The organism is Dietzia sp. 179-F 9C3 NHS, from assembly GCF_045369825.1.
GTDB lineage: Bacteria > Actinomycetota > Actinomycetes > Mycobacteriales > Mycobacteriaceae > Dietzia.
In genome coordinates this window covers 227,774-254,153 of the sequence record NZ_JBIQES010000001.1, presented here as the reverse complement: position 1 = coordinate 254,153, position 26,380 = coordinate 227,774, and the positions used below count along the sequence as shown (strand labels likewise).

24 protein-coding genes and 4 tRNA genes are annotated in these 26,380 nt (G+C 74.3%); 9 read left to right on the top strand and 19 right to left on the bottom strand.

Going from position 1 to position 26,380, the window contains the following annotated elements; all coding sequences use genetic code 11:
- Window positions 1-75: 75 nt before the first annotated feature.
- From secE to hadA, 4 genes are all read right to left on the bottom strand, one after another.
- A complete protein-coding gene (secE, locus tag ACH0BZ_RS01230) occupies window positions 76-417 on the bottom strand; it encodes a preprotein translocase subunit SecE (RefSeq protein ID WP_406896038.1) in 342 nt (113 codons plus the stop codon).
- A gap of 34 nt (window positions 418-451) precedes the next feature.
- Window positions 452-524, bottom strand: a tRNA-Trp gene (locus ACH0BZ_RS01225).
- 165 nt (window positions 525-689) lie between these two features.
- On the bottom strand, window positions 690-1,103 hold the full coding sequence (locus tag ACH0BZ_RS01220; protein WP_406896037.1) for a MaoC/PaaZ C-terminal domain-containing protein: 414 nt from the start codon (window positions 1,101-1,103) through the stop codon (window positions 690-692).
- The gene (gene hadA, locus ACH0BZ_RS01215; protein ID WP_406896035.1) at window positions 1,100-1,537 is read right to left on the bottom strand and encodes a (3R)-hydroxyacyl-ACP dehydratase subunit HadA; all 438 of its coding nucleotides are present in this window, start codon (window positions 1,535-1,537) and stop codon (window positions 1,100-1,102) included. Before hadA ends, ACH0BZ_RS01220 begins: the two co-directional genes overlap by 4 nt.
- A gap of 105 nt (window positions 1,538-1,642) precedes the next feature.
- On the opposite strand from hadA, the gene ACH0BZ_RS01210 reads away from it, so the two are divergent.
- Window positions 1,643-3,349: an acetolactate synthase gene (locus tag ACH0BZ_RS01210; RefSeq protein ID WP_406896034.1), complete on the top strand. Its 1,707-nt coding sequence runs from the start codon at window positions 1,643-1,645 to the stop codon at window positions 3,347-3,349.
- 318 nt (window positions 3,350-3,667) lie between these two features.
- Here ACH0BZ_RS01210 and ACH0BZ_RS01205 read toward each other — a convergent pair whose 3' ends face one another.
- Window positions 3,668-4,981, bottom strand: a complete 1,314-nt coding sequence (locus ACH0BZ_RS01205) for a glycosyltransferase 87 family protein (protein WP_406896033.1) — start codon at window positions 4,979-4,981, stop codon at window positions 3,668-3,670.
- Between the two features lie 290 nt (window positions 4,982-5,271).
- Here ACH0BZ_RS01205 and ACH0BZ_RS01200 point away from each other — a divergent pair, with 290 nt between their 5' ends.
- Window positions 5,272-7,356: a bifunctional metallophosphatase/5'-nucleotidase gene (locus ACH0BZ_RS01200; RefSeq protein WP_406896032.1), complete on the top strand. Its 2,085-nt coding sequence runs from the start codon at window positions 5,272-5,274 to the stop codon at window positions 7,354-7,356.
- Between the two features lie 313 nt (window positions 7,357-7,669).
- On the opposite strand, the gene ACH0BZ_RS01195 is transcribed toward ACH0BZ_RS01200, so the two are convergent.
- Both ACH0BZ_RS01195 and ACH0BZ_RS01190 read right to left on the bottom strand, forming a co-directional pair.
- Window positions 7,670-7,743, bottom strand: a tRNA-Met gene (locus ACH0BZ_RS01195).
- A 20-nt stretch (window positions 7,744-7,763) separates the two neighbouring features.
- A tRNA-Thr gene (locus tag ACH0BZ_RS01190) sits at window positions 7,764-7,836 on the bottom strand.
- 117 nt (window positions 7,837-7,953) lie between these two features.
- Between ACH0BZ_RS01190 and ACH0BZ_RS01185 the strand changes: the two genes are divergently transcribed.
- A complete protein-coding gene (locus ACH0BZ_RS01185; RefSeq protein WP_406896031.1) occupies window positions 7,954-8,676 on the top strand; it encodes a glycosyltransferase family 2 protein in 723 nt (240 codons plus the stop codon).
- Window positions 8,677-8,682: 6 nt separating this feature from the next.
- Here ACH0BZ_RS01185 and ACH0BZ_RS01180 read toward each other — a convergent pair whose 3' ends face one another.
- The 6 genes from ACH0BZ_RS01180 to ACH0BZ_RS01155 all read right to left on the bottom strand — a co-directional run bounded on the left by ACH0BZ_RS01180 (window position 8,683) and on the right by ACH0BZ_RS01155 (window position 14,111).
- Window positions 8,683-9,936 (bottom strand): prenyltransferase, encoded by a 1,254-nt coding sequence (locus ACH0BZ_RS01180; RefSeq protein ID WP_406896029.1) that lies wholly within the window; start codon window positions 9,934-9,936, stop codon window positions 8,683-8,685.
- A complete protein-coding gene (locus tag ACH0BZ_RS01175; protein WP_406896028.1) occupies window positions 9,933-10,268 on the bottom strand; it encodes a lycopene cyclase domain-containing protein in 336 nt (111 codons plus the stop codon). Before ACH0BZ_RS01175 ends, ACH0BZ_RS01180 begins: the two co-directional genes overlap by 4 nt.
- Window positions 10,265-11,917, bottom strand: a complete 1,653-nt coding sequence (gene crtI / locus ACH0BZ_RS01170; RefSeq protein ID WP_406896027.1) for a phytoene desaturase family protein — start codon at window positions 11,915-11,917, stop codon at window positions 10,265-10,267. The genes ACH0BZ_RS01175 and crtI overlap by 4 nt, the downstream gene beginning before the upstream one ends.
- Window positions 11,914-12,774, bottom strand: coding sequence for a phytoene/squalene synthase family protein (locus tag ACH0BZ_RS01165; RefSeq protein WP_406896026.1), 861 nt, complete (start codon window positions 12,772-12,774; stop codon window positions 11,914-11,916). Before ACH0BZ_RS01165 ends, crtI begins: the two co-directional genes overlap by 4 nt.
- A complete protein-coding gene (locus ACH0BZ_RS01160; RefSeq protein WP_406896025.1) occupies window positions 12,771-13,823 on the bottom strand; it encodes a polyprenyl synthetase family protein in 1,053 nt (350 codons plus the stop codon). Before ACH0BZ_RS01160 ends, ACH0BZ_RS01165 begins: the two co-directional genes overlap by 4 nt.
- A gap of 206 nt (window positions 13,824-14,029) precedes the next feature.
- Window positions 14,030-14,111: transfer RNA gene (locus ACH0BZ_RS01155), tRNA-Tyr, on the bottom strand.
- Between the two features lie 111 nt (window positions 14,112-14,222).
- Between ACH0BZ_RS01155 and ACH0BZ_RS01150 the strand changes: the two genes are divergently transcribed.
- The 5 genes from ACH0BZ_RS01150 to ACH0BZ_RS01130 all read left to right on the top strand — a co-directional run bounded on the left by ACH0BZ_RS01150 (window position 14,223) and on the right by ACH0BZ_RS01130 (window position 18,001).
- Window positions 14,223-14,717: a YajQ family cyclic di-GMP-binding protein gene (locus ACH0BZ_RS01150; protein WP_406896024.1), complete on the top strand. Its 495-nt coding sequence runs from the start codon at window positions 14,223-14,225 to the stop codon at window positions 14,715-14,717.
- 158 nt (window positions 14,718-14,875) lie between these two features.
- Window positions 14,876-15,268, top strand: coding sequence for a molybdopterin-binding protein (locus ACH0BZ_RS01145; protein WP_406896023.1), 393 nt, complete (start codon window positions 14,876-14,878; stop codon window positions 15,266-15,268).
- Complete coding sequence (gene modA, locus ACH0BZ_RS01140) at window positions 15,265-16,065, top strand: molybdate ABC transporter substrate-binding protein (RefSeq protein WP_406896021.1); 801 nt, start codon at window positions 15,265-15,267, stop codon at window positions 16,063-16,065. The genes ACH0BZ_RS01145 and modA overlap by 4 nt, the downstream gene beginning before the upstream one ends.
- Window positions 16,062-16,850, top strand: a complete 789-nt coding sequence (locus ACH0BZ_RS01135) for an ABC transporter permease (RefSeq protein WP_406896020.1) — start codon at window positions 16,062-16,064, stop codon at window positions 16,848-16,850. The genes modA and ACH0BZ_RS01135 overlap by 4 nt, the downstream gene beginning before the upstream one ends.
- Window positions 16,847-18,001, top strand: coding sequence for a sulfate/molybdate ABC transporter ATP-binding protein (locus tag ACH0BZ_RS01130; RefSeq protein ID WP_406896019.1), 1,155 nt, complete (start codon window positions 16,847-16,849; stop codon window positions 17,999-18,001). Before ACH0BZ_RS01135 ends, ACH0BZ_RS01130 begins: the two co-directional genes overlap by 4 nt.
- 312 nt (window positions 18,002-18,313) lie before the next feature.
- Here ACH0BZ_RS01130 and ACH0BZ_RS01125 read toward each other — a convergent pair whose 3' ends face one another.
- Complete coding sequence (locus ACH0BZ_RS01125; protein WP_406896018.1) at window positions 18,314-19,375, bottom strand: polyprenyl synthetase family protein; 1,062 nt, start codon at window positions 19,373-19,375, stop codon at window positions 18,314-18,316.
- A 170-nt stretch (window positions 19,376-19,545) separates the two neighbouring features.
- On the opposite strand from ACH0BZ_RS01125, the gene ACH0BZ_RS01120 reads away from it, so the two are divergent.
- A complete protein-coding gene (locus ACH0BZ_RS01120) occupies window positions 19,546-20,832 on the top strand; it encodes a geranylgeranyl reductase family protein (protein ID WP_406896017.1) in 1,287 nt (428 codons plus the stop codon).
- Window positions 20,833-21,125: 293 nt separating this feature from the next.
- Here the strand turns inward: ACH0BZ_RS01120 and ACH0BZ_RS01115 are convergent, their stop codons facing one another.
- Genes ACH0BZ_RS01115 through ACH0BZ_RS01095 form a run of 5 tightly spaced genes read right to left on the bottom strand, consistent with a single transcriptional unit; the run spans window position 21,126 to window position 26,320 of the window.
- Entirely contained in the window at window positions 21,126-21,815 is a 690-nt protein-coding gene (locus tag ACH0BZ_RS01115; RefSeq protein WP_406896016.1) for a demethylmenaquinone methyltransferase, read from the bottom strand.
- Between the two features lie 39 nt (window positions 21,816-21,854).
- Window positions 21,855-23,105 carry a glycosyltransferase family 4 protein gene (locus ACH0BZ_RS01110; protein ID WP_406896015.1) on the bottom strand — a complete coding sequence of 417 codons (1,251 nt, stop codon included), beginning with the start codon at window positions 23,103-23,105 and terminating at the stop codon, window positions 21,855-21,857.
- A 37-nt stretch (window positions 23,106-23,142) separates the two neighbouring features.
- The gene (locus tag ACH0BZ_RS01105) at window positions 23,143-23,604 is read right to left on the bottom strand and encodes a hypothetical protein (RefSeq protein WP_406896013.1); all 462 of its coding nucleotides are present in this window, start codon (window positions 23,602-23,604) and stop codon (window positions 23,143-23,145) included.
- Complete coding sequence (gene menD / locus ACH0BZ_RS01100) at window positions 23,601-25,328, bottom strand: 2-succinyl-5-enolpyruvyl-6-hydroxy-3-cyclohexene-1-carboxylic-acid synthase (protein ID WP_406896012.1); 1,728 nt, start codon at window positions 25,326-25,328, stop codon at window positions 23,601-23,603. Before menD ends, ACH0BZ_RS01105 begins: the two co-directional genes overlap by 4 nt.
- Window positions 25,325-26,320 (bottom strand): helix-turn-helix transcriptional regulator, encoded by a 996-nt coding sequence (locus ACH0BZ_RS01095; protein ID WP_406896010.1) that lies wholly within the window; start codon window positions 26,318-26,320, stop codon window positions 25,325-25,327. Before ACH0BZ_RS01095 ends, menD begins: the two co-directional genes overlap by 4 nt.
- Window positions 26,321-26,380: the final 60 nt, after the last annotated feature.

The following is a 26,380-nucleotide window of genomic DNA, read 5'->3' as shown; positions in this document are numbered from 1 at the left end:
TCGCTCACGGGAATCGTGGTCCTCTCGAATGTCGTTCGGTGGTCCGTGTCTCGCTCCGGACCCGAGCGGCGGGCGTCAGTTGTCAAAGACGAGTGCGACGAGCTCGCCCGCTCCGAGGTCGACGCCGAACACCAGCGCCGTCATAAAGATGAGGAAGAGGAACACCACGATGGTGTAGGTGACCATCTGGTTGCGCGTCGGCCAGATGACCTTGCGCAGCTCCTCGACCACCTGCTTCAGGTACTGGATCGGGTTGGCCCGCCTGGTCCCGGTGTCCTCGGGCTGGTCAGCGTCCGTGCGGACCCGGCTGGCGACGGCGGCGTCGGTGCGGCCGGCCTTGCCGGTGGGCACGGCACTCGCCGGGTCGGAACGGCGCGCGCCGGTGGTGTCGACGTCGTCGTCGCGATCCTGGCTCACGCGGTACCTCCGGGTCGTTTTTCGGTGTGAAGGGCAGGGGCGACAGGACTTGAACCTGCAACCTGCGGTTTTGGAGACCGCTGCTCTGCCAATTGAGCTACGCCCCTTCGGCCGGTCTCCCGGCCACCCGTGCCGTTCCGCTGTTGCGCACCGCACGAACGTCTCGACTCTACAGTGTCGGCCTCCGCTCCCGGTTGACCGAGGGCAGCGCGGCGCGCGACCGCGGGCGGTCGGCCGTGCCAGTGTACGGCACCCCCGGCGACGGGCCGAAATCAGGCGAGCGCCACGGTGACGATCACCTTGCCGAAGACCTTGGCGCCGGCGCAGGTCACGGTCAGGGCCACGTCGGCGGTGCCGGCGTCGGCGTCGACCTTCCGGACCGTGCCCTGCACCTCGAGCTCGGCCGGGGCGTCGGCGGGGACCACGACCGGCCCGGCGAACCGGATCGACGTGGCGCGGACGCGGTCCGCTCCCCCGGCCCAGTCGGCGACCGTGCCGATGGCGAGCGCGGAGGTGAGCATGCCGTGCGCGACCACACCGGGCAGGCCGAGCGCCTGCGCGGCGGTGTCCTCGAGGTGGATGGGGTTGTGGTCCCCGGAGGCCTCGGCGTAGCGCCGGACGTCCTCGCGGGTGATCGGGAGAGAGCGGGCGGGAAGGGCCTCGCCCGCGGCGGCGGTGCGGCTCATGCTGTCACCTCGTCGTCGCCGTTCCCACCGTCGACCTCGGCGGTGAGTAGTCCGGTGGTGAGTGTCTGGACGGGCTCGCCGGCGGCGTCGCGCAACACCGTGTCGAACCCGATCATGCGGCCGCCGCGCGCCGAGCGGACCCCGGTGACCGTGGCGGTGGCGGTGAGCACGTCCCCCACGGTGATCGGCCGGTGGTGCTCGGAGGACTGCGCGGTGTGGAGGGTGCGCGACAGGTCGATCCGCAGGTCGGGGTGCGCCATGACGGCCCGCTGGACGTCGGCGGTCAGGGCTGCGGCGAGAGTCGCGGGGACCTCGCCGGCCGGCGCGCCGACGGCCTCGGCGAACCGCGCCACCCGGTCGGCGGTCACGGTGACGGGCTCGCCGGTGACGACGAGGTGCGCGTTCTCGGGGCCGGTTCCGGTTGCTGTGCTCACGTCTGCGGACGCTACCCGAGAGGTCCGACGGAATCGGCGGTCCCGCCGCGCCGATGCCCCTACCCTGAGGCCACGCCCCTGCCGGGCCGAACGCCAGGAGGTCGAGTGACCAGCAGCACGCCATCCGATCCGCATCCGGGAGACGGCCACGCGCCCGTGGAGGGCCACGGCGGCTCGCACGCCACGGCGGTCGCCGCCGCCCACGGGGTGCGGACCATGTTCACCCTCTCCGGCGCGCACGTGTTCCCCATGTACGACGCGGCCGCCAAGGAGGACCACGGCGTGGCCCTGCTCGACGTGCGGCACGAGCAGACCGCCGCCTTCGCCGCCGAGGCCACCGGCAAGCTCACCCGCTCCCCCGGGCTGGCCGTGCTCACCGCGGGCCCGGGCGTGACCAACGGCGTGAGCGCCGTGACGCAGGCGCACTTCTCCGGCGCGCCCATGGTCGTGCTCGGCGGCCGCGCGCCCGCGAACCGCTGGGGTTCGGGCGCGCTACAGGAGTTCGACCACGTGCCGCTGCTCGCGCCGATCACCGTCTCCGCCGAGACCGCCACCGGGCCGGACGACATCGCCGGCGCCACGCACCGCGCGTTCCGGGCGGCGCGCACCGCGCACCGCGGGCCGGCGTTCCTCGACGTGCACATGGACCACTTCTTCGACCAGAGCACTTCCGTGCGCCCCGGTCCGGACGACGACGGCGCGGCCGGGCCGGACCGCGAGCCGGACACCGACGCGATCGAGCGGATCGCCGGGATGCTCGCCTCAGCCGAGCGGCCGGTGCTCGTGCTGGGCTCGGACGTGTGGGCCGACTTCGCCGACGAGGCCGCGCTGCGCTGCGTGGAGGCGCTCGGGCTGCCGGCCATCCCCAACGGGATGGGCCGCGGCATCGTCCCGGCCGGGCATCCGCTGCTCGTCACCAAGGCGCGCGGGATGGCGTTCAGCCGGGCCGACCTCGTCGTGGTGGTGGGGACTCCGCTCGACTTCCGCCTCGGGTACGGGGGCTTCGGCGGTAAGGACGGCGCCGAGCCCGCCGCCGTGGTGCACATCCAGGACTCCGACGGCCAGCTCAGCCGACACGCGAACCCGGCCGTGGCCACGGCGGGCGACCTCGCGCGGGTCCTCGACGAACTCACCGCCGCCGTCCAGCGGCAGTCCACGAGGCCCGACTGGTCGGAGTGGGCCGGCGCGCTGCGCGAGAAGGCCGACGCCACGCACGCCGCGGACCTCGAGCTTCTGGGCGCCGCGGCCGACCCCATCCACCCGGCACGGATCTACGGCGAGCTGCTGCCGCGGCTGGCCGACGACGCGGTGGTGATCGGCGACGGCGGCGACTTCGTCTCCTTTGCCGGCAAGTTCGTCGAACCCTCCCGGCCCGGGAACTGGCTGGACCCGGGGCCTTTCGGCTGCCTCGGCGCTGGGCTGGGCGCGGCGATCGCGGCGCGGATCGCCCGGCCGTCGAGCCAGGTGGTGCTGCTGCTCGGCGACGGCGCGGCCGGCTTCTCCCTGATCGACGTGGACACCCTCGTGCGGCACAACCTGCCCGTGGTGATGGTGATGGGTAACAACTCGGCGTGGGCCCTGGAGAAGGGGCCCATGCAGATGATCTACGGCTACGACGTGATCGCCGACCTCGCGCCGCGGACGCGCTACGACGAGGTGGTGCGCGCCCTCGGCGGGGCGGGCGAGATGGTCACCGACCCCGCGCAGATCGGGCCGGCCCTGGACCGGGCGTTCGCGAGCGGGGTGCCGTACCTGGTCAACGTCGTGACGGATGTAGAGGCGGGATACCCGCGGGCGACCTTCGGGGTGTGACGGCACCCCTGGCCCGGCGCCGCGGCGTCGGAACTCTACAGGTCGAGTACGCCGATCCCCGTCTCACTGACATCCGACCACGGGCCGGCATCGGTCCTGATCGCGTCGACGCTCATCCTGAAGTCCGCCTCCCCTCGGCAGCAGGACCCTATGCCCGACCCCACGAGCCCACCTCACCCTGGGGCTGCGAGCCCCAGGGCCGCGCACAGCGCAGTCGCATTCGTCATCGGCCGTCGCATCGGGACTCCTCCGGTCAGCCGGACGACCGGGGTATTCACCAGTGGATCGCACCGCGCGTGAGCGGTCTTACGGGTACGGTCAGCCGGCGGCGACGCGATCGGGCCTGGCCGCCGTCGGCGCGGCGCCGAGGCCGCGGCGCGCCGCGAGCACACCGAGGACGAGGGTCAGCGCCCAGACGACGAGGTAGGGCTCCCGCAGCAGCGGCGCCAGGGGACCCTCCAGCGCCGCCGACGTCATGAACCACCCGGTCCCCACCCAGCGACCGTCGGGCTGGGTGGCGTCGGGGAAGTTCTGCGCCCAGGCCCCCACGAAGAAGTACAGCACCGCCGGCAGGACCCAGGCGACACGCGCCCACCCGGTGCGGGCGTGCCGCAGCAGCAGGTCGAACAGGACCACCATGAGAGGCAGGAACCACACCCAGTGGTGGCCCCAGGAGAAGGGCGACGCGACGGCACCGGTCATGCCGGAGACGACGAACGACAGCTGCGGCATCCCGCGCTCATGGAGGTACCACGCGGCCGCGAGCCCGACGAGTGCCGCGGCGGAGGCGCCGACGAGCCACGCCCAGGTGGGCACCGGGCCGTGGTAGAAGTACCAGGCCAGGACGCCGTACACGGACTGGTTGCTGGGTGCGTCCACGTGGCCGATGCGCTGGCCGTCGAACATCCCGCCGGTCCAGTAGTGCAGCGACGAGCTCCAGGCGATGGCGGCGCCGACCGCCACGGTGAGGACGAAGGTCCCGACGGAGACCGCGACGCACCGCCACTGGCGGGTGATCACGTAGTGGAACCACAGGAACGCGGGCGTGAGCTTGATCCCCGCGGCGATGCCGGTGGCCACGCCCCGGAGGCGGGTGCCGGCCGGTCGGGTGGCGTCCCAGACCAGCAGGAGCAGGAGCAGCACGTTGATCTGACCCAGCCACAGGGTCATGCGGAACGGCTCGGTGAACAGCATCAGCGCGGCGACGGCCACCGCGGCGATCGTGAGCCGGCGGCCGGGCCGGTAGCCCAGCCAGACCCACATCATGCGCGCCACCAGCACCATGGAGGCCAGCGTGGCCAGGGTCCACAGCGCCTCCATCATCGGACCGCTGAGCCAGGTCAGCGGGACGAACAGCGCGGCGGCGAACGGAGTGTAGGTCCACGCCATCGGCGCGCGCCACGGGTCCACCCCCCCGAGCGGCCGGAGGAGATCGACGTACAACTCCCGCCCTGCTCGGATGTGCTCGCCGCCCCAGCGGTACACGTTCACGTCGATGAGGTTCCCGAGCAGCCCCCAGTACTCGGTGGTCTCCCGCGGCCACAGGAAGAGCAGCGCTACCGCGACGGTCGCGGCCACGCTCAGGGCCCCCAGGAAGACCGCGGGGAACCTCCCCGTGTCGCTCTCGTTCATACGCACTCCCCTCCGGTCGGCGCTCGGTGATGAACGACGGCTTAGTGGACTCTAGGCTTCGACCCCCGCCGCCCCGGGGGGGAAACGCCGTGTGCCGGCGGGAGATCCACCTGAGACCACCCGGATTCGGGGGCGGTGCGCGGCCGCACCCCAACGGCAGGAGAGGCGTCGGTGCGCGGCGGTCGACGCGTCGGTGAACTCCTCGGGAAAGCTCTGTCCCCGGGGCCCGGGAGGCATCAGGGTGACGACGGACAACAGTCACCTCTCACACGAGAAACGGAAACTTCACAGTGCAGACCCTCCGGTACTCCCGTCGCGCGACGGCCGCGGCCCTCGGCGGCATGCTCGCCGTCGGTACGCTGGCCGCTCCGCCCGTCACCGCCGCGCCGACCACCGCCCCCGCGGGCGTCGACGTCACGCTCCTCAACGTCAACGACTACCACGGGCGCATCTCCGCCTCGCGGCCGTCGACCGTCGCGTTTGCCGACACCCTCGAGAAGCTGCGCGCGGAGCACGGCGGGACCGAGAAGACCGCCTTCCTCTCGGCGGGAGACAACGTGGGCGCGTCCCTGTTCGCGTCGGCGTTCAAGGACGACCAGCCCACCCTCGACGTCCTGAACGCCATGGGCCTGGACGCGTCGGCGCTCGGCAACCACGAGTTCGACAAGGGCATCACCGACCTGCAGGACCGGATCATCCCGGCGGCCGACTTCGACTACCTCGGCGCCAACGTGACGGTCGATGGCGAGCAGATGCAGGAGTACACGCTCGTCGAGGTCAGCGGCCTCACCGTGGGCGTTGTCGGCGCCGTCACGCAGGAGACGCCGTCGCTGGTCAACCCGGCCCAGATCCAGGGCGTCGAGTTCGCGGACCCCGTCGAGTCCGTCAACCGCGTGGCCGATCAGCTCTCCGACGGCGACCCCGCCAACGGCGAGGCCGACATCGTGGTGGCCGAGTACCACGCCGGATCCCCCACCAGCGAGTCGATCGAGGCCGGACGGGCCCAGCTCACCACCTTCGAGGACATCGTGGGCAAGACCAGCGGCCACGTTGATGCGATCTTCACCTCGCACACCCACCAGCTCTACGCGTGGGAGGGCCCCAAGGCCGGCGGCGAGAGCACGGCGACCGGCTCGATGACGCGGGCACTCGGGTCCACCGGCTCGCTCGGCGGTTCCCTGGGTGGCTCGCTCGGCGACGACGCCGCGCCCGCCGACGGCACCCGCCCGATCATCCAGTCCGGCTCGTACGGCAGCCACATCGGTCGCGTCACGCTGACCGTGGACCCGGAGAGCAAGAGCGTCACCGGCTTCACCAAGGAGAACGTGCCGGTCCCGCCCTCCGCCGACGGCGCCGATCTGAACAACCCGGTCGTCAGTGAGGTCAAGCGGATCGTCGACGAGACCCTCGCCGAGGCCGACGTGGTGGGTTCGGAACCGGTCGGCACCGTCACCGACCACATCACCACCGCCTTCTCCGACGGCAAGCGGGACGACCGGCTGTCGGAGTCGACGCTGGGCAACCTTGTCGCCGACTTCATGGTGGACGCCGTGGCCGACCGCGGCGGCGCCGACATCGGGTTCATGAACCCGGGCGGCGTGCGCGCCGAGCTCATGAACGAGCCCGCCGGCGAGGACGGCAACATCACCAAGGCCGAGGCCAACGGCGTCCTGCCGTTCGCCAACACGCTCATGACCCTCGAGCTGACCGGCGCGCAGGTCAAGGACGTCCTCGAGGAGCAGTGGCAGCCCGCCGGCGCCGGCCGCCCCTTCCTCGCGCTGGGCACCAGCAAGGGCTTCACGTGGACCTACGATCCCACCCGCCCCGCCGGCGACCGCATCACCTCGATCACCCTCGATGGCGAGCCGATCGACCCGGCCGGCACCTACCGGGTGGCCACCGCGAGCTTCCTCGCGGGTGGTGGCGACAACTTCGCCACCTTCGCCGAGGGCGCCAACATCGCCGACACCGGCCTCGTGGACTCCGAGGCGTGGCAGGCCTACCTCACCGAGAACCGCGAGGCCGGTCTGGCGCCGGACTTCGGCCGGCACGCCGTGGCGGTCAAGGACCTGCCGGAGACCGTCTCGGCGGGCCGGGAGGTCACCTTCACCGTCACCGACCTCGACCTCACCTCACTGGGCACGCCCGCGGCCACCACGGCGACGGCCGCCTTCGACGGCACCGACCTGGGCGAGTTCCCGGTCGAGACCGGCCCGGACCTCGACACCTTCGGCGCCGACGCCCACCCGGCCCCGCTCGACGGCCGGGCCGTGGTCACCGTGACGATCCCCGCCGACGCGACGGCCGGGGCGCACACCCTCACCGTGACGACCGACGCCGGCACCGTCGTGACCATCCCGGTGACGGTGGGCTGACGCCAGACGCCGGCTCCGCACCGGCGCAGCACACGCCGCGGCCCCTCCCGGATCGGATTCGGGAGGGGCCGTGGTGTTCGTCGGCGCCCACTACCGGATGTTGTACCGCTGTGGAACCCGTTCGCCGAGTTCAGTGGCGGTGATAGCGCGGCGGGCGTAGGCAACCTGGTCACAGCGGGTCGCTTCGGTGCTGCACGACCTCACATCCTGGGCTCCCCGCGTAGTCGAGTCCTACGACACGCCCCCGGACGCCACCGGAGACGACGAAACCGGCACCCCGTCTGTGGTGCCGGTTCGTTGCGGTGCTGTTCGGTAGCGATACCGGGGATCGAACCCGGGACCTCACGATTATGAGTCGTGCGCTCTAACCATCTGAGCTATATCGCCGTGCCCGGTGCTACCGTGCGAGCCCCCTGTCGGAATCGAACCGACGACCTTTTCCTTACCATGGAAACGCTCTGCCGACTGAGCTAAGGGGGCCGGCCACGCGTCCTCGCGGGATCACCGCGGCTCGGCGTGAAAGCCTCTAGCAGATTACACAGCGGGGTTCGGCGGGCACAAATCGCCCGATCGCGGGCCCGCTGGCAGGATGGGCGCATGCGCGTCTCCGTGGTGATCCCCGTCCTCGACGACGCCGCGGAACTCGCCGGCTGTCTCGCCGCCCTCGCAGCGCAGACCCGGTCTCCCGACGAGGTCGTGGTGGTGGACAACGGTTGCCGCGACGCCAGCGCGTCCGTCGCCCGCGAGGTGGGGGCACGCGTGGTGGACGAACCGCACCGCGGGATCCCGGCCGCGGCGTCGACGGGCTACGACGCCGCGACGGGTGAGCTGATCGCCCGCCTGGACGCCGACTCGCGGCCCGGTCCGGATTGGCTGGCGCGGATCGTCGCCGCGTTCGAGGCGGACCCGGCACTCGACGCGCTGTCCGGCCCCGGTGAGTTCCTCGGGCTCACCGGGTGGCGGGCCCGCGCGGCCCGGCTGCTCTACATGGACGCCTACTTCGCCTCCGTGGGCTCGGCCATGGCCCACCCGCCGCTCTTCGGCTCCAACCTGGCGATGCGGCAGTCCGCCTGGGAGCGGGTCCGCGACCGCGTGCACCGCCACGACCCGGAGCTGCACGACGACATCGACCTGTCCTTCCAGTTCGGCGCCGCCGACCGCCTGCGGCTCGACCGCACGCTCACGGTGGGCATCTCGGCACGGCCCTTCGACGACCCGGCGGGCATGCGCCGCCGCTTCACCCGCGCGTTCCGCACCATTGCCGTCAACTGGCGCGTCAGTCCACCCTCGCGCCGGTGGGCCGAGCGCGTGCGCCGGTGAGCCGGGTCAGCTCCAGACGATCACGGACCACAGGACGATCTGCGTCACGCAGAAGCCGGCGAGCCCGTTGAGCACGAGGAACCGCTTCCAGCCCTCGTTGGTCCGCTCGGCGTCGCCGTCGCCGACCCGCGCGTACGCGGCCACGGTGGCGAGGTACGGCAGCACGGCCGCGGCGGCCCCCGAGGCGGGCCAGGGAGCGGCGACGACGAGGACGACGACCGCCGCCGCGTAGCAGGCGAGAGCGAAACGCACGGTCGCCCGCGCCCCGAGAACGGTCGCGACGGAACTCAGCCCCGCCTCCCGGTCGAACCGCACGTCCTGGACCGCGCCGAAGGCTTGCGAGGCCGCGCCCCACAGCAGGAACGCCGCGAGGCACGCCCACACGGCGCCGGTGAGCGGGGCGCCGACGAGGGTCCACCCCACGATCGCCGGGGAGACGAAGTGGAACGCTGAGGTCACCGAGTCGAGGAACGGGATCTCCTTGAACCGCAGCCCCCGGGCGCTGTAGGCGATCACCGCGAAAGCGCTGGCCGCCAGCCACAGCGACGACTCGAGCGTGCCCACCGCCACCAGATAGGCCAGGAACGGCAGGGTCGTGCCCGCCGAGGCGACGAGCGTCGCCCGGTGCCGCGAGCGGTCGAGAACCGAGCCCTCGACGCCGCCCTTGCGGGGGTTGCGCAGGTCGGATTCGTAGTCGAAGACGTCGTTGATCCCGTACATCGCGAGGTTGTACGGCACGAGGAAGAACAGGGAGCCGATCACGCCGCGCACGTCGAACCCGCCGCTGGCCAACAGGTACGCCAGGGCGAACGGCGCGGCCGTGTTGATCCACGACACCGGCCGGGAGGCCCAGAAGAGCGTCGCGAGCAGACCGGGGGGCGCGGCACGCCCTGCGGCCGCCGGCGGATCGGGATCGTGGCCCTCGTCGTCGTCCTCCCCGGTCCCCCGCCCCCCGGCGGTGAGCAGCGCCCACGCGGACGGGACGAACACGGCCGCGGCCACGGCGTAGGAGAAGTCCTCGATCGGCGCCAGGCCCAGGCGGAAGCCGCTGGTGAGCGCGGTGTCGTAGGCCACGAGCCCGGCGGCGATCATGAGGTTGTCGAACACCGCGGTGAGTACGAGCAGGATCGCCAGCGCGCCGCCCACACCGACGAGCCAGCGCCGCCGGTCCGACCCGCGCAGGCGCCACGCGGCGAGGGCCGCCGTGGCTACCACGGGGATGGACATGGTGAGGTTGAGGGTGGTGTACAGGCCCGTCATCGGCGGTCCTTCGCCCGTCGCGACTCGAGCATTCGGTCGACGCCGTTGGCGCTGACGAGGGCGAGGTAGGACAGGAACGTGAGGAAGCCGACCTCCTCGACCGGGATCTCCGGCGCGACGAGCAGGCCGGTCATGAACTCGGTCTGGCCGCGGAAGAACACGCCGCTGCGCACGCCGAGCACGTCCCACGTGAGAAACAGGGCGACGGCGGCGGTCACGGCCAGCCCGGTGGCGGCGGGCGCGCGGAAAGCGGCGAGCTTCCACCGGTGGTCGATCGTCGCGATGCCCGCCGCCGAGACGGCAAGGACAGCGAGGTAGGCCAGGCCGATCACCGGTCGAACACCGTATGCCCGTCGGGCTCGGGCACCGGCGCGGTGCCGGTGTCGCCGCGGACGTGCTTGAGCACGAGTTCGGCGCTGATGAGACACATGGGCAGGCCGATCCCGGGAATGGTGGACGCGCCCGCGTAGTACAGCCCCTCGACATGTTTGGAGATGTTGCGGGTGCGGAAGAACGCGCTCTGGCGCAACGTGTGCGCCGGGCCGAGGGCGGTGCCGCGCCAGGCGCCCAGCTCGGCCTCGAGGTCGGCGGGCGCGATGGTGCGGCGGACGACGATCCGCTCGGCCAGGTCGTCGACCCCGGTCCACCGCGCGATCTGCGCGATCACCCGGTCGGCGGCCGCCTCGATCGCCGGGTCGCCGGTGCCGTCGACACCGCCGCGCCCCAGCGACGGGTCGGCGGGCACGGGGACCAGGACGAAGAGGTTCTGCGCGCCGGCCGGGGCGATGCCGGATCCCTCGCCGTCCGTCGCGCTGGGTTTACATACGTAGAGCGAGGCGGGATCGGGGACGTGGGGCGCGTCGCCGAAGATCGCGTCGAAGCCCTCCTCCCAGCGCCTGGTGAACATCAGCGTGTGGTGCTCGAGCTCGGGCAGCTCCCCGCGCACTCCCAACAGGAGCAGCAGAGCGCCGGGGCCCGGCGTGCGCCGGTCCCAGTAGGACTGCGGATACGTACGAAGGTGCGGCGGCAGCCACCGGGTCTCGAGGTGGTGCAGGTCCGCGGCACCGACGACGAGGCCGGCGTCCAGTACGCGCTCGGCACCTGCCCGGTCGCGCACCCGCACCCCCGTCACGCGGGCCTCCGGGCGCCGCGCCGGGCTGCGTCGGCGACCGCCGTCCGAGCCGCCGGCGGACGGCGTGGTGACGAGCTCGACCGCCTCGGTGCCGGTGTGGATGCGGACGCCCTGCACCTCGGCCACGCGCCGGACGGCGGCGATGACCTCGGTGAACCCGCCCCGCGGGTAGAGCACGCCGTCGGCGAGGTCGAGGTGGCTCATGAGGTGGTAGATCGACGGCGCCAGGTACGGCGACGAGCCGAGGAACACCGCCGGGTATCCGAGGATCTGCTGCAGCCGCCGGTCGCGGAACCGGCGGGCGACGTACGACTGCAGTGGTTGCGCCAGCCGCGCGACGAGCGTCCCGGCGCGGGCCAGCACGTCGCGCCGGACGAGCGCGGGGTACGAGGTGAAGTTGGTGTAGAGGAACCGACGCAACGCGAGGTCGTAGGTCCGCCGGGCGGAGTCGAGGTAGCGCTCGAGGGCGCGGCCGGCGCCCGGCTCGATCGACTCGAACAACGTGGCGGCCGCGCCACGGTCGGAGCGGACGTCCACCGGCTCGCGCCGGCCCTCGAAGTAGACGCGGTAGCCGGGGTCGAGCCGCACCAGGTCGAGCTGCTCGGCTGCAGTGGTGCCGCACAGGCGGAAGAAGTGGTCGAAGACCTCGGGCATCAGGTACCAGGAGGGGCCGGTGTCGAAACGGAACCCGCCGGCGGACCAACTACCGGCGCGTCCGCCCACGGTGTCGGTGGCCTCGACGACCGTCACGTCCCGCCCCTCACGCGCGAGCAGAGCGGCGGTGGCCAGGCCGGCGATCCCGCCGCCCACCACCACGACCGGCCCGTCAGGGGCGCCCCGGCGGCTCATCGGACACCCCGGCCGGCCAGCGCCGCGCGGGCGATGATCTTCGCCTTGACCGTGTCGGGCACCCGCACCCGGCCCGCGCTCACCTCGGCGGCGCCGGCGGCCCGCAGCCTGCGGTTGAGCTCGGCGAACAGGTCGTGCGCGGCCAGCACCGCCAGACGGTCCCGCCCGGGGATGCCGTCGATGGTGGCGCGGGCGGTCCGCAGCTCGGCGTTTACGTCGTCGGCGAGCTCGGCCACGTCGCGGTCGGTCAGCGCCGCCGGATCGCGGCCGGGCAGATAATCGCGGCCGAGCTCGTGGAAGTCCTCGCGGACGTCACGCAGGAAGTTGACCTTCTGGAACGCCGAGCCCATAGCCCGCGCCCCGGCGGCGCGCACCGGATCGTCGCCCAGACCCCCGCCGGCGAACGTGCGTAGGCACATCTCGCCGATCACCTCGGCCGAGCCGTGGATGTAGCGGCGCAGCGACTCCTCGGTGTGGGTGCGCACGTCGAGATCGGCCTCCATCGAGTCGTAGAACGGGTCCACCAGCCGCGCGTCGATCCCGAAGCGCCGCGCGGTGTCGGCGAAGGCGTGCGTGACGGGGTCGGGGTCGAAGCCGCGGGCGATCGCCCGGTGGGTGCGCTGCCTGGTCTCGGCCAGCAGCTCGCGGGCCGCCGCGGCATCGCCCATCGCGCCGTCCACCACCTCGTCGCCCACGCGCGCCCACGCGTAGATCGCCGCCACGTGCGGCCGGGTCGCGGGCGCGAGCAGCCGGCAGGCCAGGGCGAACGACGTCGAATACCGGCGCAGCACCACCTCGCAGCAGCGCCGGGCGGCGGTGGTGAACTCGCCGTGCGGGTCCGAGGCGGGTCGGGTCATCGCGTCCTCTCCAACGTGGACTCCAGGTGGGGGTCGAGCGCGACCCGCACGGCCCCCGGCACGGCCGGGCCGTCCAGCGCGGCGCGCGCCCGGGCGACGAGGTCCGCGGCGGTCCGCAGGGCGTGCGCGCGGGCGCCACACTCGTCGAGCAGCCGCCGGGCGGCGGCGGGGTCGGGGGCCGCAGGATCGAGGGCGGCGTCGATCCGCGGCCACGCGTCGGTGGTGGCCGCGTGGGCGAGCAGCAGCGTGGGCGTGCGCCGGAGCAGGTCGCTCTCCACGGACTTGCCGGTGACCGCCGGGTCACCGAACACGCCCAGGACGTCGTCGACGACCTGATAGGCGGTGCCGAGCGCACGGCCCGTCTCGCGCAACGCGGTGATCGCCTCCTCGGACGCCCCCGCGAGCACCCCGGCCAGCACCAGCGGCAGCGTGACCGAGTACCCGGCGGTCTTGGCCTCGCCGATCACCAGCGCGCGGTCCGGCGCCACCGGCCGCCCGACGGCGGCACCGTGGACGTCGTCGAACTCGCCCGCGGCAGCGGCCACCACCGCGCGCTCGACCTCCTCCACCACCCGGTGGAGCGTCGGCGCGGGCACCGGCAGCCGGGCGACCTGGCCCATCGCCGCGACCAGCAGGACGTCCCCGCCGAGCAGGCCGCCCACCACACCGACGTGACCGGCGGCCTCCCCCGCGACGCCCCGCTCCGCCGCGCGGGCCGCCGTCCGGCCCTGCAGGTTCGGGGCTCCGCGGCGGCGGTCGTCCCGGTCAGCGAGGTCGTCGTGGACGAGGAGCGCCTCGTGCAACACCTCGATCGCCCGCCCGGTCGGGAGGCGGACCTCGTCGTCGGCACCTCCGAGGGCGCGGTAGACCGCGTCGAACAGGGTCGAGCGCACGCGCTTGCCCGCCCGCGTGGTGCGGTCCAGATCCCCGATCCAGTCGTCCACCGCGGGGCCCAGGCCCCGCGGGACGCCGCGCCCGCGGACCCACCGCGCCGCCGATCCCGGTTCCAGCTCCATACCTGGTTGTTCGACGGCCCCGGCGTCGCGCATCCGTCTCACCTCGGGTCGAACTGCGCGTGCGCCAGCCCGCCCGGTCCGCCACCCGGGGACACGTCCACCGGCTCCGCGAGATCGTTCTCCGTGACCGCTGTCCCCGACGATTCCACGCGCCCAGCCTAGCGGAGCCCGGCCGGCCGGCATCCGCTGCAGCGCAGCACAAATGCACGAAGACCCCCGCTTGTGGCGGGGGTCTCGCGTGCCAGATGATGGATTCGAACCAACGAAGGCAATGCCGACGGATTTACAATCCGCTCCCTTTGGCCGCTCGGGCAATCTGGCGTGCACCCTGACGGGCGCTAGGACACAATACCCCGGTCATGTCCCGGGGTGCCAAATCGGGGGAGGGTAGCCTGGCCGCCAGACCCGTCCCCCTACGACAGGAGTGCGTCCATGGCCTCGGAGTCCTCGTTCGACATCGTCTCGGAGTTCGACCGCCAGGAGGTGGACAACGCGCTCAACCAGGCCGCCAAGGAGCTGGGCACCCGCTACGACTTCCGCGGCACCGACGCCGGCGTCGAGTGGAAGGGCGAGGAGGCCGTCGAGATCACGGCCAACGCCGAGGACCGCGTGCTGGCCGCCAAGGACGTGTTCATCGAGAAGCTCGTCCGGCGGGGACTGTCCATGAAGATGGTCGAGTTCGGCGAGCCCATGGCCTCCGGCAAGTCGTACCGCCTGGTCGGCTCGCTCAAGCAGGGCATCGACAAGGAGAACGCCAAGAAGATCACCAAGCTCCTGCGGGATGAGGGCCCCAAGGGCGTCAAGGCGCAGATCCAGGGCGAGGAGATCCGCGTGTCCTCCAAGAAGCGCGACGACCTGCAGGAGTGCATCGCGCTGCTCAAGAAGGCCGACCTCGAGGTCGCGCTGCAGTTCACCAATTACCGCTGACGCCGGCGGGTCCGCTCCCTCCCTCCCCCACGTTCGCGCGCTGTTCGTGCGTTCGCGCGCGTTGTAACGCGCGCGAACGCACGAACAGCGCGCGGCTGAGGTCCGCGCCCCGCCGAAGCCGAGCCGCGAGCCGCATCCGCGGCGATAGGCTGCGGTTCATGACGCACCTGCGGATAGGCGAGGCTGCAAACCTCATGGGGGTCAGCGACGACACGGTGCGGCGCTGGGTGGAGCGTGGCGAGCTGTCCGAGTACGCCGACTCCGCCGGGCGGAAGACCGTCGACGGCGCCGAGCTCGCACGGCTGGCCCAGGAGCGCGCCGCCGCCCACGCCACCGACGACGGCCACCCGGTGAGCGCCCGCAACAGCTTCCGCGGCCTGGTCACGGCGGTGCACTCGGACCCCGTCATAAGCCAGGTCGACCTCCAGTGCGGCCCGTTCCGCGTGGTCTCGCTCGTCTCCACCGAGGCGGTCCGCGAGCTCGGGCTCGAGCCGGGATCGCTCGCCACAGCCCGCGTCAAGGCGACCAACGTCGTGATCGAGACGCCGTGACCGGCCGCCCGCGCCCCCGAGCTCCTCGCCGCAGGCGGGACGCGCCGGCTCTCGCCGCGGCCGGACTCGCCGTCGTCGTGCTCGGCGCCTGCTCGGGGGCCGGGGGTGGTTCCGACGACGAGGCCGGCAGGACCCTCACCGTGTTCGCCGCGGCCTCGCTGACCGAGGCGTTCACCGAGATCGCCGCCGAGGTCGAGCAGGCCCACCCGGGCGTCACCGTCCGGCTGTCCTTCGACGGCTCCTCCGGCCTGGTGGACCAGATCGTCGGCGGTGCGCCCGCGGACGTGTTGGCCACCGCCGACGAACAGACCATGGCCCGCGCCACGGACGCCGGATTCGTGGCCGGCGCACCCCGCGTGTTCGCGACCAACGTGCTCACGCTCGTCACGCCCGCGGGCAACCCGGCCGGTGTCACGGGACTCGACGGCTCCCTCGACGGCACGCGGCTGGTCGTGTGCGCCGAGGCCGTCCCCTGCGGCGCCGCGACGCGCGCACTCGCCGCGCGGGCCGGCGTGGGCCTCGAGCCGGTGAGCGAGGAGACCAGCGTCACCGACGTCCGCGGGAAGGTCGCCTCCGGAGAGGCGGACGCCGGGGTCGTCTACACCACCGACGCCGCCGCGGCCGGCGACGCGGTGGACGAGATCCCGATCGCCGGCGCCGACGCCTCCCCGAACCGCTACCCGATCGCCGCCCTCGCCGGTGCCGCCGACGCCGACCTCGCCGCCGACTTCCTCGACGCCGTGACCGGCCCGCCCGGCCGCGAGGTCCTCGAACGCCACGGGTTCGGCGCGCCATGACCCGGCCCCCGCTCCCCCGTTGGGTCCCGGTCGCGGCCGCGCTGGCCGTGCTGTTCGCGGCGATCCCGCTGCTGGGGATGGCCGCCCGGATCCCGTGGGCGCGCGTCCCGGAGCTGCTCGCCTCCGAGGCCGCGCGGGAGGCCGCCCTGCTGAGCCTGCGCACGTGCGCCGCGACCACCGTGTTGTGCGTCCTGCTGGGCACGCCCCTCGCCGTCGTCCTCTCCCGGTCCCGCGGCCGGGCCGCAACGCTCGCGCGCACCGTCACCGCGCTACCGATGGTGCTGCCGCCGGTGGTCGCGGGTCTGGCGTTGCTCACCACGCTGGGGCGGACGGGCGTGCTCGGGCGGCACCTGTCGGTGGCGGGGATCGAGATCGGGTTCACCACGGCCGCCGTGGTGATCGCCCAGACCTTCGTCGCCATGCCGTTCCTCGTGGTCTCGCTCGAGGGGACGCTGCGGTCGGTGGACGCGCGGCTCGAGCGCACCGCCGCCTCGCTCGGCGCCTCGCCCACGCGGGTGCTCGCGCGGGTCACGCTGCCGCTCGTCCTGCCCGCGCTCGTCGCCAGCGCCACCATGTCGTTCGCACGGGCGCTCGGCGAGTTCGGTGCCACGCTCACCTTTGCCGGCTCCCTGCAGGGCACCACGCGCACGCTGCCGTTGGAGATCTACCTACGCCGCGAGACCGACCCCGATGTCGCCCTGGCCCTTTCGCTGCTGCTCGTCGCGGTCGCGGCGGCGCTCATGGCGGCCGGCGCCCTGCTCACCCGCCGACGGACCGCCGCGTGAGCGCCCCGCCCGCCGCCGCGCTGGACTGCGGGGTCGCCGACCGCGACGTCGAGCTCGCCCTCACCGTCCCCGCCGGCCGCCGGCTCGCGCTCGTGGGCGCCAACGGCAGCGGCAAGTCCACCGCGCTGCACCTGCTGGCCGGGCACCTGCGCCCCGACGTCGGCGAGGTGCGCCTGCACGGTGAGGTCGCGACCTCGCCGCGGCGGCACGTACCCGCGCACCGGCGGCGGGTGGTGGCACTCGAACAGCGGGCCGGACTGTTCCCGCACCTGTCCGCGCTGGACAACGTGGCGTTCGGCCCCCGCGCCCGCGGCGTGCGCCGAGCGGCGGCCGCGGAACGGGCCCGCGCCGAGCTCGACGCCGTCGGCTGCGGCGACCTCGCTGCGCGCCGGCCACACGAACTCTCCGGCGGTCAGGCCCAGCGGGTGGCGCTCGCGCGGGCCCTGGCCGTCGACCCCGAACTCGTCCTGCTCGACGAGCCCCTCGCCGCACTCGACGTGGAGGTGGCCCCCGGCATCCGCCGCCTACTCACCGAGCGCCTGGCCGGCCGCACGGTCGTCCTGGCGACCCACGACCCGCTCGACCTGTGGGCTATGGCGCAAGACGTGGCCGTCCTCGATGCCGGCCGCGTGGTCCGCACCGGCCCGCTCGGGGAGGTGCTCGCCCGGCCCGACTCGCCCTTCGTCGCCCGGCTCGCCGGGGTGTCCCTGCTGGGCGGTGAGGTCGACGACGACGAGGTGATCCGCACGCCCGCCGGCGACCGGGTCTCGGGGGTCCGCCACGACGCACCCTCGGCGGGGGCTGGCGCCGACGGGACCGCCGCGGCCGGCGGGACCGGACCGGCATGGCGCCGTGGCGCGCGCGCGATCGCGACCGTCGACCCGCGGTCAGTGGCCGTGCACCTCGCCGGCGGCGCAGGCGGCGCGGGCGACGCGGGCGGCGGGTCCAGCGTGCGCAATGCCTGGCCGGCCACCGTGGCCTCGCTCGCGCCCGCCGGTGCCCTCACGCGCGTGACCTGCGCGTTGCGCGACGGCCAGCACGTCGAGGCCGAGATCACCAGCCGCTCGGCCGCCGACCTCGCGCTCACGCCCGGGTCCGCGGTGACGCTCACCGCCAAGGCCGCGCAAGTACGACTGTTCGCCCGTGACTGATCCGGGCGCAGGGGTTCGCCAGGGGAGCCACCGGCTCAAGGAGCCACCGGCTCAAGGAGCCACCGCTCAGGGAGGCACCGCTCACATCGGCGGCATCTGCTCGTGCCCGTGCCGGCACGGATGACACGTGCTCCGGCAGCTGCCGGCCACTGCCGTCCTCGCCACCTTTCAGGCACAGCCGCACCGGCGCCAGCCGGTGCAGCCGTACGTGTAAGGGGGCAGCTGATCCGGACGCCTCACCGCAGCGCGGGGACAGGCGAGTACGTGCGGGCGCGGGAGCGGATGCCCGGACCTGGACCGGCGGCCTACGAGTCAGCCGGCGCGCTCGACCGTGAAGCGCACCAGCCGGCGCAGCGCCTCGTTCGCGGGGCCGGCCGGCAGCGCGTCCAGCTCGGCCATCGCCTGCGCCACGTAGTCCTCGAGCGCCGCCCGGGCACGGCGCATGCCGTCCGACGCGCGGAGGAGATCCAGGGCCTCGGCCACCTCGTCGTCGTCGGTCAGGGGGCGCCCCAGCAGCTCCCGCAGACGGTCCGGATCGGGCGAGCCGGACTCTGCGGCGTAGATCATGGGCAGCGTGAGTACGCCCTCGCGCAGGTCGGTCCCGGGGGTCTTGCCCGAGTCCGTGGTCGGCGAGGCGATGTCGATGATGTCGTCGGCGATCTGGAACGCGATCCCCACCGCGTCGCCCAGCCGGCGCAGGTGGTCGAGCTGTTCGTCGGTGGCGCCCGAGTACATGCCACCGAACCGGGCGGCGGCTGCGATGAGCGACCCGGTCTTCTCCCAGATCACCCGCAGGTAGTGGCCGGCCTCGTCGTCGTCATCCGCGCCCTCACCCGGGCCCACGGTCTCCCGCATCTGGCCGGTGACCAGCTCGGCGAAGGTCTGCGCGATGAGCTGCACCGCCTCGGGCCCGAGCTCGGCGAGCAGCATCGAGGAGTGGGCGAAGAGGAAGTCGCCGGCGAGGATCGCCACCGAGTTGTCCCAGCGCGCGTTGGCGGACTCGACGCCGCGGCGCATGGCGGCCTCGTCCATCACGTCGTCGTGGTACAGGGTCGCCAGGTGGATCATTTCGCACACGACGGCGGCCTTGACCAGGCGCTCGTGGTGGGGCTCCGGGCCGAGCTGCCCGGCGAGCAGCGTCACCACGGGGCGGAACCGCTTGCCGCCGGCGGTGACGAGGTGCAGCGCCACGTCGGAGAGGAAGTCCTCGCCCGTCTCGAGGCGCGCCACGATGAGCTCCTCGACCTCGGCGAGCCGCGAGCGCAGGGTGTCGGCGAGTGCGGCGTCACCGATGTCGACCCCGGCCACCACGTGATCCGGAGTCGTCACCTCGGTGCCGGTCGTCGTCCCGGCCGTCACAGAATCGCTCGGCATCCTCATACGTCCTCGTCGGCGTGGCGGGCCGGCGGCGACCGACCCTGCTCGACAGCCTACGGTCCCCGTCCACCGGTCGTGGCACCCCACCCCGCGCGGGCGCGCACCCGGGTGCCTTCGCTCTGGAACCCGCGGGGCGTGCGCTCGTCTCCGGCGGCGGACCTGCCACCATGGTGCGCATGGAGTCCCGCACGCGACCGCCCGCCTCGACCGACGTCGTGGTGGTGGGCTGCGGCCCCGCCGGCGCGGCCACGGCCACGTGGCTGGCGCGCGCGGGCCGCGAGGTGGCGGTGCTCGACGCCGCCGAGTTCCCCCGCGACAAGACGTGCGGCGACGGTCTCACCCCGCGCGCGATGCTCGAGGTGGACCGCCTCGGCCTGGGCGACTGGGCGCGGGGCCGCATCACGATCAAGGGCCTGGACCTGCGTGGCTTCGGACACGACCGGCGGGTCCCGTGGCCCGCCGGCGAGCACGGCGGCGTCGGCTCGGCCGTGCGCCGCACCGTGCTCGACGACCGCCTCAGGCAGGCCGCCGTCGAGGCCGGGGCCACGGTGCTCGACGGGATGCGGGTGACGGGGGTGGAGAAGGGCGACGACGGCGAGGTGCGCGCTGTCCGGGCGGGGGCCGACCGCGTCGCGTGCCGCACGCTCGTCCTCGCCGACGGCGTCCGCTCCCCCGTCGGCCGCCTGCTTGGCCGGACCTGGCACCGCGACACCGTGTACGCCGTGGCCGCCCGATCGTACGTGCGCTCGCGGCGGCACGACCACCCCTGGATCGGCTCGGACCTAGAACTGCGCGACGAGTCCGGTGTGGTCCAGCCCGGCTACGGCTGGGTGTTCCCGCTGGGCGACGGCGAGGTGAACCTCGGCGTGGGCGCCCTGGCCACTGCGCGGCGCCCGGCCGACGTAGCCGTCAAGGAACTCCTACGCCACTACGCCCGTAGCGTCGCGGGCCGGTGGGAGCTCGAGGGCGAGCCGCACGCCGTGACCTCCGCGCTCCTGCCGATGGGTGGCGCCGTCTCCGGGATCGCGGGCCCCAACTGGGCGGCGGTCGGCGACGCGGCCGCGTGCGTCAACCCGCTCAACGGCGAGGGAATCGACTACGCGCTCGAGGGCGGGCGCCTGCTCGCCGAACTCATCGTGGCCGGGGGCGGCTCCGGCACGGGCGGCGACTCCGGCACGGACCTGACACGCGCCTGGCCTGCGGTGCTGCGCGAGACCTACGGCGAGGCGTTCGCGATCGCCCGCGACGCGGCCCGCCTGCTCACCGTGCCATGGTTCCTCCCGCTGGCCGGGCCGGTCGGCATGCGCTCGCAGACGCTCATGACCGCGGCCGTGCGCTGCATGTCCAACACGGTGGCGGACTCCGATCGCGACGTCGTGGCCCGCGCGTGGCGAGCGGCCGGCGCCGTGGCGCGCCGCCTGGACCGACAGCCCATGTTCGCCGACGCGGTCTGAGCCGGGCGCGCCGTCTGCGCCGCCTCGCCACCTGGCAGCCACGTAGCCCTGGCCCTGGCGTCCCCTGGTGTCCCCGCACCCCTTGGCGCCCGTCTGCCCCGGCCCGCGCCGGTGCAGACGTACCCTAAAGGGAGCGCCGACGAGATTCCACGGCATCTGCTCCAGCACTTGCCACACACGGACGGCAGGTACACGAGCAGATGCCCGGGGCGCACCCGCCCGGAGCACACCCGCCCGGGGCGCAGCGCGCCGACGCGTGGGCGCGCGCAGGCCGCGGGCTGGGCCCGGCCGCGTCAGCCCGCGCGCTGGGCCAGGTGGATCGCGGCGATCCCGCCGGTGAGGTTGGTGACCGAGCACCGCTGCCAGCCGTTGGCCTCGATGATCCCCTTGAGCGCCCACTGGTCGGGCCACTCGCGGATGGACTCGGCCAGGTAGACGTACGCGTCCGGGTTGGACGAGACGCGGGTGGCGATCTTCGGCAGCGCCTTCATGAGGTAGTTCATGTAAACGGCTCGGAAGGGCGGGAACACGGGCGTGGAGAACTCCACCACGGCCAGGCGGCCGCCGGGCCGGACCACGCGCGCCATCTCGCGCAGACCCGCCCCGGTGTCCTGCACGTTGCGCAGGCCGAAGCTGATGGTGGCGGCGTCGAAGGAGGCGTCCGCGAACGGCAGGCGTGTGGCGTCGCCGGCCACCTTGGGGACGTCGCGGCCGGCGCCGGCGCGGAGCATGCCCAGCGAGAAGTCGGCGGCCACGCACCACGCGCCGGACCGGGCCAGCTCGACGGTCGAGACGGCGGTGCCGGCGGCCAGGTCGAGGATCCTCTCCCCCGGCCGCGGCCCGAGCAGTAAGCGGGCGCGGCGCCGCCACACGTGGTCCATGCCGCCGGACAGGACAGTGTTGGTCAGGTCGTAGCGGCGGGCGACGCCGTCGAACATCGACGCGACGTCGCGGGGCTGCTTGTCGAGGGAGGCGCGGGACACGCCCCTGACGCTACCCGCTCGTGCGTGCGGCGTTCCCGTTCAGGCCACGCGGTGCGACGCCCGTCCCAGGCCCACGCGGCCGGAGCGGGAGCGGGCACCGGCGGCGTGGTAGTGGTCGAACAGCTGGCCGCAGAGGGCGTCCCAGGTGCGGCCCACCACGGTGGCGCGGGCGTCGCGGGAGTAGCGGTCGCGGTCGGCGAGCAGGCCGTCCACCGCGGCGGAGACCTCGGCGGCGTAGCGCTCGGGCGCCAGCAGGACCCCGTTGACGCCGGGCTGCACGAGGTCGCGCGGCCCGCCCTGGTCCGGGCCCACGACGGGCACGCCGGAGGCCTGCGCCTCCTGGATGGCCTGGCAGAAGGTCTCGAACTCACCGGCGTGGCAGAACACGTCGAGGGTGGCGTACGCCTGGGCGAGCTGCTCGCCGTGGAGTTCGCCGGTGAAGATCGCGTGGGGCATGGCCCGCTGGAGCGCGGGGCGTTCGGGGCCGTCACCCACCAGGACGAGCTGCAGGTCCCCGCCCGGGCCGGAGCGGTCGGCCAGCGCCTGCAGGCGCTCGACGTGCTTCTCCGGGGCGAGGCGGCCGACGAACCCGACCACCGGCCGCCCCTCGGGCGACCACAGCGAATGCAGCGCCGCGCTACGGCGGGAGGGGGCGAAGCGGACCGCGTCGACGCCGCGGCCCCAGCGGTGCAGGCGCGGGATGCCGTGGGCGGCGAGGTCCTCCATGGCGGCGGTGGACGGCGCGAGGGTCCGTGCGCACGAGGCGTGCAGGGTGCGGGTCCACGCCCAGGCGGCCTCGGCCAGGACGCCGGCGCCGTAGGACTCGGAGAAGCCGGCCACGTCGGTCTGGTAGACGGCCACGCAGGGCACGTCGAGCGCGCGTGCGGCGGCGGCACCGGCGGCGCCGAGGACGAACGGCGAGGCGAGGTGGACGACGTCGGGACCGAACGCCTTGAGCGCGTTGTACACGCTGGGGCTGGGCGCGCCGACCGGCAGCGAGGAGACCATCGGCACCTTGACCGCGGTGACGCGGTGGACGGGGTAGCCGAGGTGGTGGTCACGCTCCACGGTGAGGGAGTCGGGGGTACCGAGCAGCGGGGCGACGGCGCTGACCAGCGGATGCGCCTTGACGGCGTCGGCGGCGCCCTGCCAGAAGCCGACGGTGCCGCTGGGGGCCACCACGAGGCAGTCGTGGCCGTGGCGTCGCGCGTACTCGAGGACCCGCAGGACCGAGTTGGTGACGCCGTTGACGTTCGGCAGGAACGATTCGGTGACGATGGCTACGCGCACGCGACCACTGTCTCCGGCGCGGGTCACCGGCCGGTGATCACCGCACGTCGGCGGGGGCAATTCGCGGTGACGGCTGGTGAACCCTCGGTGACGCGGCGGCGTACGCGAGCGCGGCCAGGGGCACGACGACGGCCGGGACACTCAGCGCGGGGATCACGGCCAGGGTCCAGCTCCGCCCGGACACGCGGACCAGGTCGGGGTTGGCGCGCCGGAACTCCACCTGGACGCGCTGCCCCTCGGCGAGGCCCACCGGGTAGAACACCCCGGTCATGGGGCGCACGAGGTGTCCGTCCCCGGCGTCGAACACCACCGCGGCGCGGCGGTCGGTGACCTCGGCGACGGTGGCGGTGGCGCTGCCCATGTCCTGGTCGATCCGCAGGTCGTTGACCACGCAGGCGAGGAGGATGAGCGCCGACGATACGACCGAGAACCCCGCCAGGACGACGGCCACGATCCGCACGACGCGACGCGCGAGCGCCGCTTTCGGCGGCCGGCTCACCGACCGCCCTCCGGCGCCGCGTCAACGGCGTCGGCCCGAAGCGCCGCGTGCAGGTCCCGCAGGCCGGCGCGGCTCGTGGCCACGCGCACCACGCGGAGCCCGGCGGGTGCGCGGTCGGCGAGCAGCGACTCGAGGCCGGGCAGGTCCACGTCGGCGAACTCGGCCCCGAAGCCCGCGCAGAGGGCGGCGAGGTCGGCGCCGTGCGGGGTGCCGAAGACGCGGTCGAAGTCGGTGGCGAAGCGGGGATCGCCCTGCTCGAGGAGGGCGAAGATGCCGCTGCCGTCGTCGTCGGCCACGACGATCGTCAGGTCCTCGGGCCGGGACTCGAGCGGGCCCGTGCACAGGCCCACGACGTCGTGGAGGAAGGTCAGGTCGCCGAGCAGGGCGACGGTGCGACCGCTCGACGCCAGCGCGACCCCGACCGCGGTGGACACCGTGCCGTCGATCCCCGAGGCGCCGCGGTTGGCGTACACGGTGACGTCGGGGTCGAGCGGGCCCACGAAGGACAGGTCGCGGATCGCGTTGGACGCGCCCACCACCAGGCGGTCGCCGGGCGCCACACCGCGGGCCACCGCGCGGGCCACGTGCAGGCCGGTCGGGCCGCCGTCGGCGAGGTGCTGGTCGAGCCGGAGGTCCACGGCGGCGCGGGCGCGCGCGTCGGCGTCGCCGGTGCGGGCGGTCCACGCCTCGTCCACGCCCCAGCCGGTGAGCACCGAGTCGGCCAACTCGGCGGCGCTGCCGGTGGGGTTGGGCGAGCGCGGGCCGGCGTCGAGGACCACGAGGTCCACGTCCGGGTCCGCCATGAGGCGCGAGACGGCCCGGTGCAGCGTGGGCCGTCCCAGCACCACCACCTGCTCCGGGCGCAGCGCCGGCACCGCCAGCGGGTGGACCGGGTGCAGCGGCGCGGGCGCACCGGGCTCGGCGACGGTCGGCACGCCCATGAGGCCGGCGACGGGCTGCGCGCCGGCGCCGGCCACGACGAGGGTGGGCCGGGTGAGGTCGACGGCGACGGCGGAGTCCGCGGGCACGGAGTCGACGCCGGCCCCGGCGCGGTTGACCCACGGGCGCCCGTCCGGCCGGCCCTCCGGGATGCCGCCGGCCCGCCCGCCGCGGTCCGCCTCGTCGTCGTCACCCCCGGCGCCCCCGGATCCCTCGTCGCCCGGCTCGGGCACCAGGGGCTCCCGGAACGCCAGGTCCACCTGGACCGGCCCCGGGTCGGTCGGGGCGGTGGCGGTGAGCACGGCCCGGCCGATCGCCGCGCGCCAGTGCCGGTGCTCGACGTCGGCGTCGCCCGCCACCCCCAGCTCGACCACGGCGCGGGCGTGGGGGCCGAAGATCCCCACCTGGTCGATGGTCTGGTTGGCGCCGGTGCCGCGCAGCTCGGGCGGCCGGTTGGCGGTGAGCGCGAGCACCGGCACCCCGGAGTGCGCGGCCTCGACCATCGCCGGGTGGAGGTTGGCCACGGCGGTGCCGGAGGTGACGACGACGGGGACCGGCCGCCGCGACGCGAGCGCCAGGCCCAGCGCGAGGAAGCCCGCCCCGCGCTCGTCGATCCGGACGTGCAGCCGGATCCGGCCGGCCCGCTCGGCGGCCGCCAGCGCGAGCGCGAGGGGGGCGCTGCGGGAGCCCGGGCACAGCACGACGTCGCGCACGTCGTGGCGGATCAGTTCGTCCACCACGACGCGCGCCTGGGCGGTGCTCGGGTTGGGGGCGCTCGGGGTCATCGTGCCCAGGGTAGTCCGGCCGCCCCGGCCAGTCGGTCCGCCAGCGCCGCGAGCCGGTCGGTGAGCCCGGGCGGGGACTCCACCCGGAACGGCGCCGGCAGCCGCGCGAGGTACCAGGCGAGCACGTCGAGGTCGTCGGCGCCGGACTCGAGCAGACACGCCGGGCCGTCCGGGTGCCCGGCCGGGCGCACCTCGGTGAGCGTGGCGTAGGCCGGCGGGAACAGCTCGGCGACCTCCGTAATCGGTGCCTCCACCACCACCCGCGCGAGGTGCGCGTACTGCGTGCCGGTGACCGAGCGCTGGACGTGCTCGCCCGGGTCCGGCACGTCCGCGCGGGGCGCGAACCGCCATCCGGTGCGGTGGGCGGCGCCGATCCGGTCGAGGCGGAAGGTGCGCCAGTCGTCGCGGTCGAGGTCGTGGGCCAGCAGGTACCAGCGGCGGCCCAGGACGACGATCCGGTACGGCTCCACCCGCCGCTCGGTCTCTCGCCCCAGGCGGTCGCGGTAGTCCAGGCGGACGCGCTCGGTGCCGCGGACCGCGTGCCCCAGCTCCAGCAGGAGCGCGGGGTCCACGGGCGCGTCGTGCCCGGCCACGGCGACGGTGGACTCGGTGACAGCGGCCACCTTCTCCCTGAGCCGCCCGGGCATCACCTGGTCGAGCTTGGTGAGCGCGTGCAGCGCGTGCTCGCCGACCCCCGCGACCGCGCCCCCGGCGGCCAGCCGCAGCGCGATCGCGACGGCCACGGCCTCGGCGTCATCGAGCAGCAGCGGCGGCAGGCGGCGGCCCGAGCCGAGCCGGTAGCCGCCGCCCGCACCGCGCTCGGACTCGACGGGATAGCCGAGGTCCCGGAGGCGGTCGACGTCGCGGCGGACGGACCTCGTCGTCACACCGAGCTCGGCCGCCAGTTCGGCGCCGGACCACACCGCGCGCCGCTGCAGCAGGTCGAGCAGGCTCAGCACGCGCTGCGTCGTGGGGGTGCGGTCGCCGTCCATGGGGCGAGTCTCCCACCCACAGCGGACAGGAACCGTCCGCTTCGCCCCGGCCGCCCCGCC

Coding starts and splice junctions, on each gene's coding strand:
- ACH0BZ_RS01220 (WP_406896037.1), bottom strand. CDS start 1,103: ATGAGCCGCACCGCCGCCGCGGGCGAGGCCCTTCCCGCCCGCTCTCTC.
- ACH0BZ_RS01205 (WP_406896033.1), bottom strand. CDS start 4,981: ATGAACGAGAGCGACACGGGGAGGTTCCCCGCGGTCTTCCTGGGGGCC.
- ACH0BZ_RS01185 (WP_406896031.1), top strand. CDS start 7,954: ATGCGCGTCTCCGTGGTGATCCCCGTCCTCGACGACGCCGCGGAACTC.
- ACH0BZ_RS01180 (WP_406896029.1), bottom strand. CDS start 9,936: ATGACGGGCCTGTACACCACCCTCAACCTCACCATGTCCATCCCCGTG.
- crtI (WP_406896027.1), bottom strand. CDS start 11,917: ATGAGCCGCCGGGGCGCCCCTGACGGGCCGGTCGTGGTGGTGGGCGGC.
- ACH0BZ_RS01165 (WP_406896026.1), bottom strand. CDS start 12,774: ATGACCCGACCCGCCTCGGACCCGCACGGCGAGTTCACCACCGCCGCC.
- ACH0BZ_RS01160 (WP_406896025.1), bottom strand. CDS start 13,823: ATGCGCGACGCCGGGGCCGTCGAACAACCAGGTATGGAGCTGGAACCG.
- ACH0BZ_RS01150 (WP_406896024.1), top strand. CDS start 14,223: ATGGCCTCGGAGTCCTCGTTCGACATCGTCTCGGAGTTCGACCGCCAG.
- ACH0BZ_RS01145 (WP_406896023.1), top strand. CDS start 14,876: ATGACGCACCTGCGGATAGGCGAGGCTGCAAACCTCATGGGGGTCAGC.
- ACH0BZ_RS01135 (WP_406896020.1), top strand. CDS start 16,062: ATGACCCGGCCCCCGCTCCCCCGTTGGGTCCCGGTCGCGGCCGCGCTG.
- ACH0BZ_RS01125 (WP_406896018.1), bottom strand. CDS start 19,375: ATGCCGAGCGATTCTGTGACGGCCGGGACGACGACCGGCACCGAGGTG.
- ACH0BZ_RS01120 (WP_406896017.1), top strand. CDS start 19,546: ATGGTGCGCATGGAGTCCCGCACGCGACCGCCCGCCTCGACCGACGTC.
- menD (WP_406896012.1), bottom strand. CDS start 25,328: ATGACCCCGAGCGCCCCCAACCCGAGCACCGCCCAGGCGCGCGTCGTG.
- ACH0BZ_RS01095 (WP_406896010.1), bottom strand. CDS start 26,320: ATGGACGGCGACCGCACCCCCACGACGCAGCGCGTGCTGAGCCTGCTC.